We start from the raw sequence: 16502 nt of genomic DNA, 5'->3' as shown, positions 1-16502 counted from the left end.
GAGAAACGCAACATGGGGTGCCGCACACAGTGCGGCTGAGAAATACCCATCGAACCTGCACTCAGTTAGAACTAGCGAAGGGATAGTTGTGGGATATAGTTTTCTCCGCGCGCACGATGCCGTGCGCGAGTCCACACCACTTATTCAATGTTTGACCAATAAGGTCGTTTCCAACGTCACCGCCAACGCCCTCTTGGCCGTTGGCGCCAGCCCGGCGATGGTTGATACTCCGGAGGAATCCCGCGAGTTTGCACAGGTAGCCGGCGGTGTTCTCATCAACTGTGGCACGCCTAGCTCCGAACAATACGGCGGCATGCGCGAGGCCATCGCGGGTGCGAATGCCGCACAGACCCCCTGGGTACTCGATCCGGTAGGTGCCGGCGGTCTCTCCAACCGCACCAAGTTCATGCACGACGTGCTGCCCCTTGGCCCAGGGGCAATCCGCGGCAATGCTTCAGAAATCATTGCGCTCGCAGGTACCGGACAGGGCGGCCGCGGTGTCGAATCTACTGATGAAGTGGAAGCCGCGTTAGATTCCGCACTAGCGCTTTCCCGGGACACTGGCGCTGTAGTAGCCATTTCCGGCCCACGCGATCTTATCGTCCACGCCGGTGAAACCACGCGCGCTGCCTATCTGCACTCCGGTCATCCGATGCTCCAAAACGTCATTGGTACTGGTTGTTCACTCGGTGCTATCTGCGCAGCATATTTGGCGGCGTGGGAGGATCCTTTCGAAGCAATCATCGCGGCCCACGCACACGTGGGAGCCGCAGGCAGCGTGGCAGCTGAAAAGCACCACGCGCCAGGCTCCTTTGCCGTTGCTTGGCTGGACGCGCTCTACGATGTCCCGACGGCGGACATCGAGGGACTAATCAAGCTCACAGACGTCGAAGGGGTTTAAATGGCAATCGACTGGTCGCTTTACCTTGTCACAGATCCAGATCTGGCAGGCGGGCGAGAAAACGTGGTTCGCATCGTGAAGGAAGCTGTACGCGGTGGGGTTAGCGTCGTCCAGCTGCGGGATAAGGAAGCTAGTGATGAGCAGATTGAACACACCGCCCGCGAGCTGCTGGCCGTGCTCGGCAATGTTCCGCTTTTTATCAATGACCGCGTGGAGGTAGCAGCAAAACTCGGCTGCCATCTACACATTGGTCAAAATGACATGGCCTTTCGTGAAGCCCGAGGGATGCTGTCCGATGAGCAACTTATCGGCTTGTCCATTGGCAACCACGCCGAACTTGCTGCCATTTCGGATGACGCCCGCCCGGATGTCATCGGTATCGGCCCTGTGTATTCTACGAACACGAAGAAGAACGCCCCGGCGGGGATGGGGCCAGATGCAGCAGCAGCCCTCGCCCGCGCCGCACGGGAACGCGGCATTGATTCCGTCGCCATCGGCGGCATTAAAGACCATAACGCGCACGAGCTGGCGGGAAGCGACTTTGCCGGCATTTGCGTAGTCAGCGACATCATGGCGGCCAAGGATCCTGCAGCAGCAGCCGCCCGATTAAAGGAGGCTTTCCATGGCTAAGGGCAACTATCCCCGCGTACTGTCCATCGCGGGTACAGACCCCACGGGCGGAGCGGGCATCCAGGCTGACCTAAAGTCCATTGCCGCTGCGGGCGGATATGGCATGAATGTGGTAACAGCCTTGGTAGCCCAAAACACCCAGGGTGTCCGCAGCGTACATGTCCCGCCAGTAGAATTTCTGCAAGAGCAGCTAGACGCAGTCATTGACGATGTGGAGATAGACGCGGTAAAGATTGGCATGCTTGCAGACGCCGCCATTACCGCCAAGGTCGCAGATTTCCTACGTCGCCTGCCGGAGGATGTTCCCGTGGTCTTGGATCCGGTCATGGTGGCTACCAGCGGGGATAGGCTGCTGGAGCAGGAAGCCGAACAGGCCGTGCGAGATCTGTGTTCCCGGGTGGATATCATCACCCCAAACTTGAAAGAATTGGCTGTTCTCACCAACACCGAGGAGGCAGGCGACCTCGAGCAGGCCATCGCCACCGCTAAACAATGGGCGAAGGAAGCTTCTACTGCAGTTGTGGTCAAGGGCGGTCACCTCGATTCCGATATCGCAGACAATGCGGTAGTGAATCCGGATGGGTCCGTTCACCGCGTCTCCTCGAGCCGGGTGGACACGAAGAATACGCACGGCACAGGTTGCTCCCTCTCCTCTGCTCTGGCTACCCGGCTTGGAGCCGGCGATAGCCACACCGCAGCGCTTACGTGGTCCACCCACTGGCTGCACGAAGCCATTGTGCACGCGGATGCGCTCCAGGTGGGCAAAGGGCACGGTCCCGTGGACCACCTGCACCGCTCGCAGCGCCTCATGCGGGCGGCCTCTACCCTGCCGCAGCCCTACCTGTCCGGCAGCTTGAAGGAACCAGAAAACGTCGAGCAGCCCCGCGTTCCTGCGGCCGGACCACACACGCAACGTCTGTGGAACCTGGCGGGAAATCACTGGGAGGCTATCAAGGCTCTGCCGTTTATTCGGGCATTGGGAACGGGCGCTTTGGATAAAGAAGCCTTTGGGTTCTATCTTGACCAAGATGCCCAGTACCTCAACGCCTACTCCAAGGCCTTGGCGCGCCTAGCCAGCCTAGCCCCTGCAGCGGCACAGCAACTGCACTGGGCCGAAGGAGCGCATGATTGCTTGGCGGTTGAGGCCGAGCTGCACCGCGGCTGGCTCCAAGAGGGCATCACTACCGCAGCTTCTAGGGTTACTAGCGCCTATACGGACTTCCTTATCCGTTCAACTCATACGGATGACTACGTGGTAGGCGCTGCGGCAGTATTGCCCTGCTACTGGCTTTATGCAGAGGTAGGCCTACACCTCGCAGATTTCGATTCCCCAGAACATCCCTATCACTCCTGGCTTTCCATGTACGGCGGTGAAGACTTCCTCAACGGAGTCCGCGCCAGCCTCGACATTGTCGAGCAGGCTCTCAGAGGGGCGGATGAGCGCACTCGTACACGGGCCGAGCGCGCCTACATCACAGCGAGCCACCATGAGGTAGATTTCTTCGACCAAGCCGATAGGCGCTTTTAGGCCAGAAGGTCCGACCCCGGACGCGAAAGGACGGCGACGAGGAAGGTGGAATGCTCCGAGAATAGCTTCATGTCCCACGAGGAGAAGGTGAAGTCGACTCGGTAGCCCACCTTCTGCGCCATATCAAGAAAGTCGGAGAACTCCCAGCCCCGGCCCTCGCCGAAGCCGGTGACCAGGCGACCACCTGGTTTGAGAGAATTAAAGATATTGCGCAAAGCGGGCTCGCGGCCTTCTTTTGCTAGAAAGCCCATCACATTGCCGGCAGACACGGCGATATCAAAGGGGCCTTCCGGCACCTCTTCCTCGCACAGGTCTCCAACGAACCAGTGGCCGTCCGGAAAGTCGTGCTCTGCGTGCTCAATAAGAATGGGATCTACGTCGACTCCCACGACGCTGTGGCCGCGGCGAAGCAATTCGCCACCGACTCGGCCAGTGCCACAGCCGGCGTCGAGGATGGTGGAGTTGCGCTCGACCATGGCATCAATAAGCCGGGCCTCGCCATTGATGTCCTTGCCTTGTGCGGCAAGCAGCTTCCATTTGCGGGCAAAATTATGGGAGTGCTCGGGATTAGCTTCGGTTACTTCTTTCCACGTGGGCATAGATTCGATTATATTACCCGCCTTCGGTGTAAGATTTACCCGCTGCATAAAATCGCCGTCGAATTTTTGCGAACTTGTCCGCACTACCGCGCAAAGGAGGCTGAAACGATGCCATCCGTACCTTCACCCTTTAGGGGCCGCAAGAAACCCGAGCCTCTAAGTAAGCCCACCTCCCTGCCGGTACCGCCGGAACGCGCGATTGAACACTGCCGCGTTTTTGTTGATGGCGAGTCGCTTCCCGGTGAATACTCCACCAGCTCTGCTTTGGAAGCTATCGAAGAATATGGCCGTGGTTTTATCTGGGTGGGCCTGCACGAGCCCTATGAGTCTCAGATGACCAAGGTAGCCTCACAGTTTGGCATCCACGAACTCATCGTGGAAGACGCAGTTATGGCTCACCAGCGTCCCAAACTCGAACGCTACGATGACCAGCTCTTCGTCGTCGCCCGCTCCGTGAACTATCGCGACCATGATGAAGTAACGGATAAGCGCCAGATCATTTCTACCGGTGAGATCCAGATGATCATGGGTTCCAACTTCATCATTACCGTGCGCCACGGGGCAAAGCTTCCCAACTTGGCCTACACGGTGGAAGATGAGCAGGATCTGGTGGAGCTTGGCCCAGTGGCTATGGCCTGGAAGATCCTGGATATGATGGTGGACCGTTACTCGGAGATCTCTCGTCTCATCAGCATTGAGGTCGATGAGCTGGAAGAAGAAATCTTTACCCCTAACCTCAAGTTTGATGTGGACCGCATTTACATGTTCAAGCGTGAGGTGCTGGAGATGAAGCATGCCATCGACCCACTTTCGGTGGCACTGAAATCCATGGTTTCTGACCACAAGGATCTGATTTCTAAGCAATTGCGCTCGTATCTGCGCGACGTCAACGACCACGAGCTCGTAGTCAAAGACCAGGTCTCCAGCTTCGATGAGCGCCTTACCTCGCTTATCGATGCCTCGGTGGCCAAGGTAACCATGCAGCAAAACTCAGATATGCGCACCATTTCTGCGGTCGTTGGCATGTGGGCTGCGCCCACCCTGGTGGCCGGTATCTACGGTATGAACTTCGACATCATGCCGGAACTGCATTGGGCTTTGGGCTACCCCATGGCGATTATCATTATGATTTTGGTCGTTGTGGGCCTGTGGGCTTGGTTCCGAAAGAACCACTGGCTCTAAAAACTGCGGTACGCTCGTATACTATGAGCGATATCACTGTCTATGGTGCCACCGGGCTTGTCGGGCAATTGGTGGCGCGCTACCTTGCCTCGATTAACGCGCCCTCTGTGACTCTGGCCGGCCGGAACCGACCGGTGCTAGCCGCGCTGCGCGATGAACTCAATCAGCACTGGGACATCGCCATCGCCGCCGCCGATGATGCCGACGCTGTGGAGCACATGGTGGAACATACCAAGGTACTAATCACCGTGATCGGACCCTACAGCCTTTATGGGGATAACGTCGTTGCCGCCTGCGCGCGCCATGGCGTAGACTATGTTGACCTGTGCGGTGAGGTTCCCTTTATTCGCCGCAGCATCGATTCCCACCATGCCGTGGCCGAATCTACAGGTGCGCGCATCGTTCATTCCTGCGGCTTCGATTCCGTCCCCTCGGATATTGGCATGCTCAATCTCTACCAGGCGGCAGGAAAGCCGTTTGCACGGGTGCAGATGGTCGTCGACAAGCTCAAAGGCGGAATCTCACCGGGCACCATAGAGTCTTCCCTGCAGGTCTCGCATGCCGCGCACGCGGATAAAGATGTGGCCCGCAACCTGCACAATCCTTACTCACTAGACCCGGATCCCAAGGCCGGGCCACGCTTAGACGGCCTTCAAAATGACTTCGAAATCAAAGAAGTCGACGGCGTGGGCTGGGTGGGTCCATTTTTCATGTCCATGTTTAATACCCGCGTGGTGCGCCGCTCCAACGCTCTGCTTGGGCGGGCGTGGGGCAAGCGCTTGTTTTATAAGGAAGCGTGGTTTGCAGGGACTGGGCTAGCCGGTCGTGCACGGGCCTATGGACTGGCACTCGCCACCAAGCTGCTTTTTGATGGCACCCAATCACGCTTGCGCCCCGTGGTGGAAAAGGTCCTGCCCACGCCTGGGCTTGAGGGCGCACATTTCCACATCAGCCACCACGGTGTGACTGAGGACGGCGAGCGCTGGCTTGCAACCGTCTCAGCGCAGGGGGACCCCGGCTACGAGGTTACCGCCATGATGCTGAGCCAGGCTGCACTCTGCCTACTCGAATCGCGCACCGACTCTGACCGCACAGGAGGCGTGCTTACCCCGGCCACCGGACTAGCTGAGCCGTATTTGGAACGGCTATCCTCCCACGGGATGTCCTTTACTGCCAAGCGGGTGAGCTAACGCAAAATCATGGTGCGCAAAGTGGTGCGGGCAATGAGCTCCCCGCCCTGGCGCATCTCAACGCTCCACAGGTGGGTGCGCCCGCCAAGCTGCACTGGTGTAGCCACAGCCTCCAGTTCCCCCTGTCCCGTAGAGCGGATAAAGTCGCTGGAATTATTCACTCCTACTGCGGGGGCGTCGGCAGCCACCACGCTCGCGATGGAGGCCACGGTTTCTGCAATGGAACAGTACAGCCCGCCATTGGCCACTCCCCAGGGCTGATGATGCTCGGGCTTAACCTGCAGTTTCGCACGCGCTTCGCGCGGGCCTATATGGGTAAATTGCAGCCCTATCAATTCCGCAAGGCCGCCATTGAGGGCATTAAGTGACGCCAATTCTTCTGCAGTGAGTACCCGCGTATGAGCGAGGTGAAGCAAGTCATTGAGTTTCTGCGTATCCGACATAGTCCACCAGCCTAGCCATTGATGCCAGCACCGCATCTCAGTGACGTAGGATAGGCAGCATGACTGATAAGAATGAACTTGCTCAAATTGGCGTCGTGGGATTGGCGGTCATGGGATCTAATTTGGCCCGTAACTTTGCCCGCAACGGCAATACCGTAGCGGTCTACAACCGCAGCCCTGAAAAGACCCATGCGCTCATTGAGGCTCACGGTGAGGAAGGCAATTTCGTGCCTTCGGAGACCATCGAGGACTTCGTGGCTTCTTTGGAGCGCCCACGCAAGGCAATCATCATGGTTAAGGCTGGCAAGGCCACCGATGCGGTCATCGATCAGCTGGCTGAGGCCATGGATGAGGGCGATGTCATTATTGATGGCGGTAACGCGCTGTTCACGGACACCATTCGCCGCGAGAAGGACGTAGCCGCCCGCGGCAAGCACTTTGTGGGTGCTGGCATCTCTGGCGGCGAGGAGGGTGCGCTCAATGGCCCGGCTATCATGCCTGGTGGCCCGAAGGAATCCTGGGAGACTCTTGGCCCGATTCTTGAGTCCATCGCCGCTAATGTTGATGGCACTCCATGCGTTACCCACATTGGTCCAGATGGCGCCGGCCACTTTGTAAAGATGGTCCACAATGGTATCGAATACGCCGATATGCAGGTCATCGGCGAGGCTTATCAGCTACTGCGTTACGGTGCAGGCATGGCGCCGGCCGAGATCGCAGAGGTATTCCGCGAATGGAACTCCGGCGACCTTGACTCCTATCTCATTGAAATTACCGCCGAGGTTTTGGCCCAAAAGGATCCGGAGACTGGTGCCCCGCTTGTCGACGTCATCGTAGACGCCGCCGGCCAAAAGGGCACCGGCCGCTGGACTGCCATCAATGGCTTGGAGCTCGGTGTTCCCATTACCGGCATCGCCGAATCGGTCTTCGCCCGCGCGCTTTCCTCCTCCACCGCGCAGCGCAGCGCTGCCCAAGAAGGCCAGCTGCCTGCCGGCACTATCAAGGAGCTGGACGTGGACAAAGCCGCGTTTATTGAAGACGTGCGCCGCGCCCTTTATGCGGCCAAGCTCATTGCTTACTCCCAAGGCTTCGATGAGATCAAGGCTGGATCCGAGGAATTCGGATGGGATGTGGACCCTCGCGACCTAGCTACTATCTGGCGTGGCGGCTGCATCATCCGGGCCAAGTTCTTGGATCGCATCCGCGCAGCCTACGACAATAATGCAGACCTTCCTGCCCTCATCCTCGATCCTTACTTCAAGGGTGAGCTGGAAGACCTCATCGATCCGTGGCGCCGAGTAGTCGTCGCTGCCACTCAGCTGGGCCTACCGGCCCCAGTCTTTGCCTCTTCCCTCTCCTATTATGACAGCCTGCGCGCCGAGCGCCTTCCCGCCGCCCTGATTCAAGGCCAGCGCGATTTCTTCGGCGCACACACCTTCAAGCGCACCGATAAGCCAGGTGCCTTCCACATCGAGTGGTCTGGCGACCGCAGCTTGACCCAAATCGACTAGATTCGTATTTCTTTGATGGGGCCCTTCGGGGCCCTTTCCCATATTTAGCAGGCGCTTCCACACGAATGCGGCGATCCGCCTTACTGCCGATAGTATGGGTAAACAATGACTACCTTTGCCGATCTCGGCTTACCCCAGCGCCTAGTGCACGTATTGCGTGACCAAGGCATCACCGAACCATTTCCCATCCAAAGCGCCGCGATTCCCGACGTCCTCGCGGGCAAAGATGTACTCGGCCGCGGCCCTACCGGTTCCGGAAAAACCTTTACCTTCGGTTTACCCATGCTCGCGCGCCTTGCCGGAACGGGTGCTTCCAAGCCCGCTCATCCCCGTGCGCTCATTCTTGCGCCAACCCGGGAGTTGGCCACCCAGATTTACCAGCGTCTTGATGAACCTGCGGCAACGCTTGGCTTGAGAGTTCTCGCCGTGGTGGGTGGGGTAAATATCAATCACCATATCCGCTCGCTGGCACGCCCCGTCGATGTTCTCGTCGCCACCCCTGGCCGCGCCCAAGATCTCATAAACCAGGGAAAGCTGTATTTGGATGCGGTCCGCATCACCACCCTTGATGAGGCCGATCAAATGGCCGATATGGGCTTTCTACCCCAGGTACGCAAACTCCTGCGGTTGACCCCAGCAACAGGTCAGCGATTGCTGTTTTCGGCGACCCTCGACGGGGACGTCAATAAGCTGGTGGAGCAATTCCTCCACGATCCTATTGTCCACTCCACTGCTCCGGTTCAAGCTGCGGTGGACTCCATGTCCCATCATCTCTTTTTCGTCGGTGACCGTCCGGCGCGGAATGAAGTAGCCTTGCGAATTGCTGCTCGCCAGGGCAAAACCATCATGTTCATGCGTACGAAGCACGGGGTGGATAGGCAAGTCAAAAAGCTGCGCCGTGCTGGCATCAATGCTTATCCGCTACATGGAGATAAGGGGCAAGGCGCGCGCACCCGCGCCATCGAGGGCTTTAGCGATGGCAGCGTCCCCGTGCTGGTTGCCACAGATATTGCCGCGCGCGGTATCGATGTTGCGGATGTTTCCCTCGTCGTTCATATCGATCCACCCGCAGAACACAAGGCATATCTCCATCGCGCTGGGCGCACGGCACGTGGCGGCGCGGCGGGGACCGTCGTTACTTTGGTCATGGATGAACAACGCAAGGAAGTATCAGCGCTTATTAACAAAGCAGGGGTCACGGCTACTGAGCACGATATTTCTAGCCGCGATAATCCTGCAGGTGCACCTGTACTCAAGGAGGTAACGGGTGCTCGCAAACCGAATGGTCCCGCCCTTCCCCCGCCTGGGCAGGCCACGCCCCAGAACCAAGCGAAGCCCGCAAAGAAGAAATCCCCATCTCAACGCCGCCGCCCAGGTAGTAGAAACACCCGTCGCCGCGGCCGCTAAGACAAGGAGGAATGCCCTCGTGCACACTTTGAGCCCGGACGATTGGCAAGCTCAGCTGCAACAACACGAAAAGCAAGCCACCGACCGCTTAGAGCGTTTCCGCCACCCTGGCAGCTATCACCCTGTCTTCGATTTTCTCTTTGAGTACTACCCCGTCCGGCCTTCCCACTTGAAGCGTTGGCACCCGGGTGTAGGAATAGCGCTAGAAGGCACTCCCCCACACGCCGAATGGCGCGACTACCACGCCACCCCAGACGGCGTAACCGTCGATGTGGCTGGCTTTCTACAACGCCGCGGTAGCTCGGTTCGTTATATCTCGAATCTTCTTCGCCACTCTGCAAGCAACCCCGCCCACTTTGACTGCTTTGGCCTGCACGAATGGGCGATGGTTTACCACACAGACACCCCGCGCCATTCGCTTCCTTTGCGCCTAGGTGCAGAAGGCACAAACCGCGTTGTGGATGAACACTCAATTAAGTGCTCCCACTACGATGCCTTCCGTTTCTTCACCCCACCAGCTCGTCCGCTTAACCTCACCGTGCTGCACCGCGAAGACCAGCCCGCAAATGACCAAGCGGGCTGCGTACACGTCACGATGGATCTTTATAAATGGGCGTGGAAGCTAGGCCCTTTGGTTCCCGGCAAGCTATTCCTTGACTGCCTAGATTTGGCGATTGAAGCACGCATCCTAGACATGGAGGCCTCTCCTTATGACTGCCGTGATTGGGGTCTCGGGGTAGTGCCCATCGAAACCCCTGAAGGCAAAGCCGAATATGTCTCTCGGCAGCGTTCCCTGGCGCAGAAGGCCGAACCGCTGCGAGCCAGGCTTGTCGCTGTGATAGATCAGGCACTCGCCCCGCTACAATAAGCCACTAACAACGGCAGTTTGCTTGGGAGGAACACACCACATGGCACGGCATTCAAATGGGAAAAATACCTTCGCAGTAGCGGGATGGGTTATTGCAGTGGCTGTCATCGCGCTTCTGGCCATCATCGCCTTGGTGACCTTCCTCGTGCGAGGTATGGACAACGCCGATGAGAACGATGCCGCTGCTCCCGCAGCTGTTGAAAGCAGCAGCGAGGCTACAACGGAGATGACCACGAAAACGACCTCCAGTGTCCCCACTTCCGCCGCGCCTACCAGTTCTTCCTCTCCACGGAGCTCCGCCCCAGCTCCTAGTTCCGCAGCACAACCCAAACCCGATCTAACGATGGCTGCAAATACCCTACTTCTTTTGGATACTTCCTCCTCAATGGCTCCCATCTACGGTCCTGTCTCCCAGGCCTTGGGCACCACCGCGTCTGACCTAGCTGCTGACGGCGGGGCTGTGTCCTTGTGGAATTATTCTTCACCCATCTCTGAGACGGCAACGGTTGGCTACCGCCAGAACTTGGGTTTTGGGGATGGCAATGCCGTATCCGGCACCCTCGGCGGCTTTGGTACCGGCGGTGTTCCACAAACGCGCAGCGCTGTTGTAGCGGCTGTAGCTAACGCTGCCGACCAAGCTGCAGGTAGCGGCGACAAGGCGCGGGTGCTCGTGGTGACTACAGGTACCGAGCAAGACATGGATGATGCTCAATTTACGGCTGCACTTAAGGACGCTGCTTCGAAGGACGTTTCCCTCAGTGTCGTGCACGTAGGTGAAGGCAACGTGGATGCAGCTCTAAAGTCCGCAGCCGATAGTTTCACCACCGTTGACTCAGCGGAGGAAGCCAAGCTTACTGGCGCTATAACTAAGGCCGCAGGCGTTTAATATCCAACCGCCCTTTCCCTCGGCACCAAACGATTATGTTGGGTGCCTTTATTTCTATCTCCATAGAGGTACCGACAGCTAGGCACAGGTGGCACTTCAATAATCGAGCCCGTGTTAAAAGCCGGATTGAAGCGCCTTGGGCTAGGGCCCAGCGACGCGAAGAGATAAAAGGTTCCGAGGGGCGCTTAACGTAGGCTGCTCGTTGTTTGGAGATCAAAAATCCACCCTATTTCCCCGTGAGCCGGGAAATAGGGTGGATTCTTATGTTCAAAGCCTAGGAGCTCTTGCGCTTGCGACGGGCAGCAAGCTCGTCGAGCCCGACGACGTTGTCCTCGGCGAAGTCTTCGATGCGTTCCGAAGGGAAAGAAGAAATGGTACCGGACAGTTCCTTCAAGATACCAGGAACTGCAATGCCAAAGACGCCCTGGCCACCGGCAAGCAAGTCAATTACCTCATCGTTAGAACGGCACTCATACACGGTGGTGCCATCTGATACGAGGGTGAGCTCTGCCAAATCATTGACACCACGATCCCGCAGGGACTCAACGGCCAAACGGATATTTTGCAGGGAAATGCCGGTATCTAGCAGGCGCTTAACAATCTTGAGTACCAATACATCCTTGAAGGAATACAGGCGCTGGGAACCAGAACCACGTGCCGTTCGAATGGACGGATTCACCAAGTTGGTGCGTGCCCAATAGTCCAGCTGGCGATAAGTAATGCCGGCAACCTGGCAGGCAATAGGCACGCGGTAGCCCACTTCCTCATCAGGTCCGACATCAAAAAGTGATTCCTGTACGTAGGTGGATTCGGACTGGGAGTCCTCGATAATGCTCACGTAATTACTCCAATGGGGTTTGTTGGAAGTTCTAAAGATCAATTAAAAGCCAAGCGCATGCACCCGTCAAGCGCTGCCTGCTCAACTTTCAAGTACAACTTTAGACTTCTAGAACCACATTGTCACCATTAGTCACACGCGTGTCATTAACTTTTTTCTTCATCATCCCCCGAAAGGAAATCCTTTTCTTCCATTCCCAAAGATCTCATCATGGCCTCGAAATCCGCATCTGCCTGCGCATTCCCTGATGCCGATGTGGAAGACTCCGCGTTTTCGCTGCCAGTTTCCGAATCATCTTGAGAAGGGGTAGAAATCTCCAAGTCGAAATATTCTTTCAGATCCGCATCACTGGCATAAACGGATACCTGCGCGAGGAGCTCCGCCTCGGCAGAAATGGGGACATTGAAAAATTCGGATACAGCTAGCGCATCGCTAACCCGAGCATCATAAGCCTCGCCGTTCGCAGCCTTAATGTCTACCATGAACGTTCCCTGGTGGTAGTTGGCAACGTCTATGGATTCCACCCCGCCTGTTGCCTCAAGGATCTCGCAGATCAGATCGTGCGAGTTGGGCCGGTTTGGCTGGTGCCCATCTAAAGCGGCGGCCAATTGCATGCCCTCAATGGGAGAAATCCACACGGGGATCAAGCGATTTTCCTCTGGCCAGCGCAACAATGCGCAGACATCATCTTCAGGACCGACTTGGTGGATTCCGTGGAACTCTAGGGTTACATCACTCATGACTACCACTCTCCCACAAAGATGGAATTGGTGGTGTATTAAGCCTGGTATTCGTCACGTAGGTCTGATTTCACCAGGGTCGCATGCAAAGACACCACGAGCGCGGTCATCTGCTGGGAGATTTCTTCCGCCTTCTGGTGTGCAGTATCAGAGTTTGAGTGTGCCACTGGAGCTGCGGCCTGGGAAATCAGGTCAGCCTGCCGGCGCGCGTTATTGCGCAGGGACTTAAGCTCACGGGCACCGAAACCAAAAGCCTTGAGGGCCACGGCGGCTGAGACAATAGCCACGTCATCGGTATTGAAAAACCCAGCAGCATCTGGGCGAATGAGGCCGTACTTCACTAAGGATGCGACGTCATCTTCACTGGACCCCGCCTGCGTGGCTACCTCTACATCAGTCAAACGCGTGACGACAGGGGCCTTAAACTGCTGCGGGGACAGGAGGGTTTCGGCATGGCCCGCAGAAACAATGGCGGTGACCTGACCGGAATCCATGGCCTCTAGCTGCTCACGGATAACCTTTAGCGGCGTATAGTTATCGCGCTGAGTGGTGAGAATATAACGCAGCCGGTCCACGTCTTCTTGGGTGAAGCGGCGGTAGCCCGAGGCCGTGCGCTGCGGGCTAATAAGCCCCTCTGATTCAAGGAAGCGAATCTTGGACACCGTGACGTCTGGGAATTGCTGATTCAGCGTCTCCAAAACCACGCCAATGGACATAGTCTTAGCCTTTTTAGCTTTGGGGCTGGTACGGCGTACTGCTGCTGCCGAAGAATCTGCTGCGCTCACTGTGTCTATCTCTTAGGGGTCCTGAAAAAAGTTCTTATCGTGCCATACGTAGACTACACCGCCCTTCCTCGAACGGAAGCGCGGCTGGTCTACGAAAGAATTAGCTCTGGTTAGCGATGAAAACCAAACGGAACTTGCCAATCTGGATTTCATCTCCCACCTCGAGCACCTGGGAGTTGCGTGGCTCGCGGTTCACGTAGGTTCCGTTGAGGGATCCCACGTCAACTACCTCAAACTTGTCATCATCATTCTTGCGGAATTCCGCGTGACGGCGGGATACCGTAACGTCATCGAGGAAGATGTCCGCCTCGGGATGGCGGCCAGCGGTGGTAGTCGCCTGGTCCAACAAGAAGCGGGCACCCGCATTCGGGCCGCGCTTGACCACCAAGAGTGCCTGGCCCTCTGCCAGGTTATCGGTACCGGCAACGGCAGTCTCGTTGCCATTCGCGCCGTTTTCCATCTCCTTGAGCAGGTCTGCGCGGAATACAGATGTGGTCTCTACCTGTGGTTCCGGGGTTCCGGTGTTCTCGCTCATTGTTACCTCCGGGGATTAGTTACGAGTTACTTATGACAATACTAGCGACTTATTTGGGTCCGCGACCCTTTGGTGGAGATTTATTTCACCGGAAAATGTTTCCGATACCGCTCAGCACGGAATTTCCCTTGCCCGCAAGGGGGTTATCGGAAACCATGTAGGTCCACGTAGCACTCGGGCGGGCTAGGCCGGCGTCATCAAGGTGCGCCCCGGCGGCGTCGATAAGCACTGTGTGGAAGGTTTCCACCGACTTTTCGACGGCCCGCTGGGCCAAGTCCTTAAACTCCCTTACCGCAATGCGGTGGTATTCATCGATCGGCGTCTCGCGGGCGATAGCGCGCAAGTGAATGGACTCACGGACATCGTCCATGAGCTCCAGATGGTCGGCCCATGCAAGGTCCAAGTGATAAAGCATGATTTCGCGTGCGGCCTTAACGCGAGCTTCCTCGGGAACCTCCGCAAGCTCTGCTGCGCGCTCTGGGGCGCGTTGGGAAAGCTCCTGCCAGGCTTGATCGGTATCCAAAAGCTTGGCTCGGCGCTCATCAATGATGATGCGTTGATCAGCTAAGAGCTGATTGTACTTCCATGTCTGGGCATGGATCTCGAGCAATTGCCCTTCGGTCACGCGCTGGCAGTGCGCTACAAAGTCACTGACCCGTTTGGACTCGATACGTCCGTCCTCGGCCGGTTGGGCGCGGACAGTTTCGCCGTCGCCGCCTTGCTGAACCACGTCATCCTCCAAGGAGACAAAGAAGAGGGAAAGCCCCGGATCTCCTTGCCGGCCCGCACGCCCGCGCAGCTGGTTGTCCAAGCGGGCGGTGCGGTGCCGCGAGGTACCGATGACCGCTAGGCCGCCAAGCTCCGCTACTGCGTCATGGTCGGCCTCACTAGCGCCGCCCAACTTGATATCAGTACCACGACCGGCCATCTGGGTAGAAACGGTAACGCGCCCGATATCTCCGGCCTCGGCGACTATCCGCGCCTCTTGCTCATCATTTTTGGCGTTGAGGACATTGACCTCAATGCCCCGCTTGCCCAGTGCATCTGCCAAATCCTCCGATTCGGCGACATCCTGCGTGCCCACCAGGATGGGTTGCCCCGTAGCGTGGATGGCGGCGATTTCTTCCACGATAGCGGCAGATTTATCCTCGACCGTCGCAAAGATACGGTCTTGTTCGTCAAACCGCTGCAGAGGCTTATTACGGTCAATAACAGAGACGTGCAGACCGTAGAACTGGCGCAGCTGATCGGTTGCCTCCACCGCGGTGCCCGTCATCCCGCACACCAGTGGGTAGCGCCGCATAAGTTCTTGCAAGGTGATGGTATCGAGAATGCGCCCACCTTCAGAGACTTCCAGGCCTTCCTTGGCCTCTACCGCCGCTTGCAGGCCATCGGGCCAGCGCTGCAGGTCGGCAACGCGGCCCCGCGAGGCATCGATAAGCTGCAGCTTGCCGTCAACCACAATGTAGTGAATGTCTCGGATAAGCAGCGCTTTGGCATGCAGGGCAAGGTTAACCTTCACCAAAATGGTGCCGATATTCTCCTCGGAATAGAGCGAATCAATGCCCAATTCTTGCTCCACACGGCGCGCACCATCTTCGGTCAATTGAACGGTGCGGCCGTCCTCAGAGATGATGTAGTCCAGCTTTTCGCGCAGGTGGGAAACCACATTGGTGATATGTCCGGTGGGTGCTTCGCCCGGTCGGTTTCCGGCAAGTACCAGCGGCACAAGGGCCTCATCTACCAAGACGGAGTCGGCTTCGTCCACCAAGGCAACATCCCCGGCGGCCTGCACGGTGTGGGAACGGTCAGTGATCTGGTTATCGCGCAGCAGGTCGAAGCCTAGCTCGTTCACGGGCGCATAGATAATATCCTGTGCGTAGGCAACGCGGCGTTCCTCCGGAGTCATGCCCTCTGTTACCGAGGCAACGCTCAGGCCAAAGAACTCCACTACGGGGCGCATCCATTCGGCGTCGCGAGCAGCAAGATAGTTATTGACGGTAACTACATGGACGCGCTTTCCGGTCAGCGCAAAGCCGGTGGCAGCCATGGCACCCACCAGTGTCTTGCCTTCACCGGTGGCCATCTGGATGACGTCTCCGGTGAGTAGGCGCAGGACCGCTTGTGATTGCACGTTAAAGGGGTTCATGCCCAGGGTGCGTTCGCAGGCCACTGCCAGGGCCGCGAGGAACTGCGCCTTATCCACTATCTCACCGGACTGAACGGCATCGCGCGCGGCCTGGGCCACAGCTGCGTCATCGTGCTGGCTCAATGTCCGGGCAGCTTCGTCTGCCGAACCCACGATGGCCTTGGATTTCTTATTATTACGCTCGCTTTGCGAGCCCATTGCCTTCCAGAACCAATCAAACGCGCCCATGACTCATCCTCCTTAAATGGATTACTCCTATCGACTGTAGTCAACCTCGTATGGATTGCGGGAAAGAGGCCCGTTATTCTAG

16 protein-coding genes are annotated in these 16502 nt (G+C 57.5%); 9 read left to right on the top strand and 7 right to left on the bottom strand.

Annotation, left to right across the window (positions count from 1 at the left end):
- Positions 1–88: 88 nt before the first annotated feature.
- The 3 genes from thiM to QP904_RS00255 are packed head-to-tail and all read left to right on the top strand — an operon-like array spanning position 89 to position 3059.
- Complete coding sequence (gene thiM / locus QP904_RS00265; RefSeq protein ID WP_248098253.1) at positions 89–901, top strand: hydroxyethylthiazole kinase; 813 nt, start codon at positions 89–91, stop codon at positions 899–901.
- Positions 902–1531, top strand: a complete 630-nt coding sequence (gene thiE, locus QP904_RS00260; protein ID WP_023021574.1) for a thiamine phosphate synthase — start codon at positions 902–904, stop codon at positions 1529–1531. It begins immediately after the preceding gene.
- The gene (locus tag QP904_RS00255; protein ID WP_248098249.1) at positions 1524–3059 is read left to right on the top strand and encodes a bifunctional hydroxymethylpyrimidine kinase/phosphomethylpyrimidine kinase; all 1536 of its coding nucleotides are present in this window, start codon (positions 1524–1526) and stop codon (positions 3057–3059) included. The genes thiE and QP904_RS00255 overlap by 8 nt, the downstream gene beginning before the upstream one ends.
- On the opposite strand, the gene QP904_RS00250 is transcribed toward QP904_RS00255, so the two are convergent.
- Positions 3056–3658, bottom strand: a complete 603-nt coding sequence (locus tag QP904_RS00250) for a class I SAM-dependent methyltransferase (protein ID WP_034655351.1) — start codon at positions 3656–3658, stop codon at positions 3056–3058. The genes QP904_RS00255 and QP904_RS00250 overlap by 4 nt on opposite strands.
- A 108-nt stretch (positions 3659–3766) precedes the next feature.
- Here QP904_RS00250 and QP904_RS00245 point away from each other — a divergent pair, with 108 nt between their 5' ends.
- Both QP904_RS00245 and QP904_RS00240 read left to right on the top strand, forming a co-directional pair.
- Complete coding sequence (locus tag QP904_RS00245; protein ID WP_023021577.1) at positions 3767–4840, top strand: magnesium and cobalt transport protein CorA; 1074 nt, start codon at positions 3767–3769, stop codon at positions 4838–4840.
- A gap of 23 nt (positions 4841–4863) precedes the next feature.
- Positions 4864–6030 (top strand): saccharopine dehydrogenase family protein, encoded by a 1167-nt coding sequence (locus QP904_RS00240; RefSeq protein ID WP_200287510.1) that lies wholly within the window; start codon positions 4864–4866, stop codon positions 6028–6030.
- Here the strand turns inward: QP904_RS00240 and QP904_RS00235 are convergent.
- Positions 6027–6473, bottom strand: a complete 447-nt coding sequence (locus tag QP904_RS00235) for a PaaI family thioesterase (protein WP_023021579.1) — start codon at positions 6471–6473, stop codon at positions 6027–6029. The genes QP904_RS00240 and QP904_RS00235 overlap by 4 nt on opposite strands.
- 59 nt (positions 6474–6532) lie before the next feature.
- On the opposite strand from QP904_RS00235, the gene gnd reads away from it, so the two are divergent.
- The 4 genes from gnd (at position 6533) to QP904_RS00215 (ending at position 11145) form a co-directional block, all read left to right on the top strand.
- A complete protein-coding gene (gnd, locus tag QP904_RS00230; RefSeq protein WP_023021580.1) occupies positions 6533–7984 on the top strand; it encodes an NADP-dependent phosphogluconate dehydrogenase in 1452 nt (483 codons plus the stop codon).
- Positions 7985–8089: 105 nt separating this feature from the next.
- Complete coding sequence (locus QP904_RS00225; protein ID WP_023027850.1) at positions 8090–9391, top strand: DEAD/DEAH box helicase; 1302 nt, start codon at positions 8090–8092, stop codon at positions 9389–9391.
- A 19-nt stretch (positions 9392–9410) separates the two neighbouring features.
- Positions 9411–10259, top strand: coding sequence for a hypothetical protein (locus tag QP904_RS00220; RefSeq protein WP_023021582.1), 849 nt, complete (start codon positions 9411–9413; stop codon positions 10257–10259).
- 40 nt (positions 10260–10299) lie between these two features.
- Positions 10300–11145: a hypothetical protein gene (locus QP904_RS00215; RefSeq protein WP_200287516.1), complete on the top strand. Its 846-nt coding sequence runs from the start codon at positions 10300–10302 to the stop codon at positions 11143–11145.
- 274 nt (positions 11146–11419) lie between these two features.
- On the opposite strand, the gene QP904_RS00210 is transcribed toward QP904_RS00215, so the two are convergent.
- The 5 genes from QP904_RS00210 to secA2 all read right to left on the bottom strand — a co-directional run bounded on the left by QP904_RS00210 (position 11420) and on the right by secA2 (position 16420).
- Entirely contained in the window at positions 11420–11983 is a 564-nt protein-coding gene (locus tag QP904_RS00210) for a MerR family transcriptional regulator (protein ID WP_023021584.1), read from the bottom strand.
- 146 nt (positions 11984–12129) lie between these two features.
- Positions 12130–12723 (bottom strand): bifunctional nuclease family protein, encoded by a 594-nt coding sequence (locus QP904_RS00205; protein ID WP_239208335.1) that lies wholly within the window; start codon positions 12721–12723, stop codon positions 12130–12132.
- A 38-nt stretch (positions 12724–12761) separates the two neighbouring features.
- Positions 12762–13508: a transcriptional regulator FtsR gene (ftsR, locus tag QP904_RS00200; RefSeq protein WP_034655346.1), complete on the bottom strand. Its 747-nt coding sequence runs from the start codon at positions 13506–13508 to the stop codon at positions 12762–12764.
- Between the two features lie 100 nt (positions 13509–13608).
- Positions 13609–14043, bottom strand: a complete 435-nt coding sequence (gene odhI, locus QP904_RS00195; RefSeq protein WP_023021587.1) for an oxoglutarate dehydrogenase inhibitor Odhl — start codon at positions 14041–14043, stop codon at positions 13609–13611.
- An 85-nt stretch (positions 14044–14128) separates the two neighbouring features.
- Positions 14129–16420, bottom strand: a complete 2292-nt coding sequence (secA2, locus tag QP904_RS00190) for an accessory Sec system translocase SecA2 (RefSeq protein ID WP_284835339.1) — start codon at positions 16418–16420, stop codon at positions 14129–14131.
- Positions 16421–16502: the final 82 nt, after the last annotated feature.

It is taken from the genome of Corynebacterium nasorum (genome assembly GCF_030229765.1).
GTDB classification, from domain to species: domain Bacteria; phylum Actinomycetota; class Actinomycetes; order Mycobacteriales; family Mycobacteriaceae; genus Corynebacterium; species Corynebacterium kefirresidentii.
The sequence above is the reverse complement of the archived record's forward strand: the minus strand, read 5'-3'. Positions and strand labels throughout refer to the sequence as shown.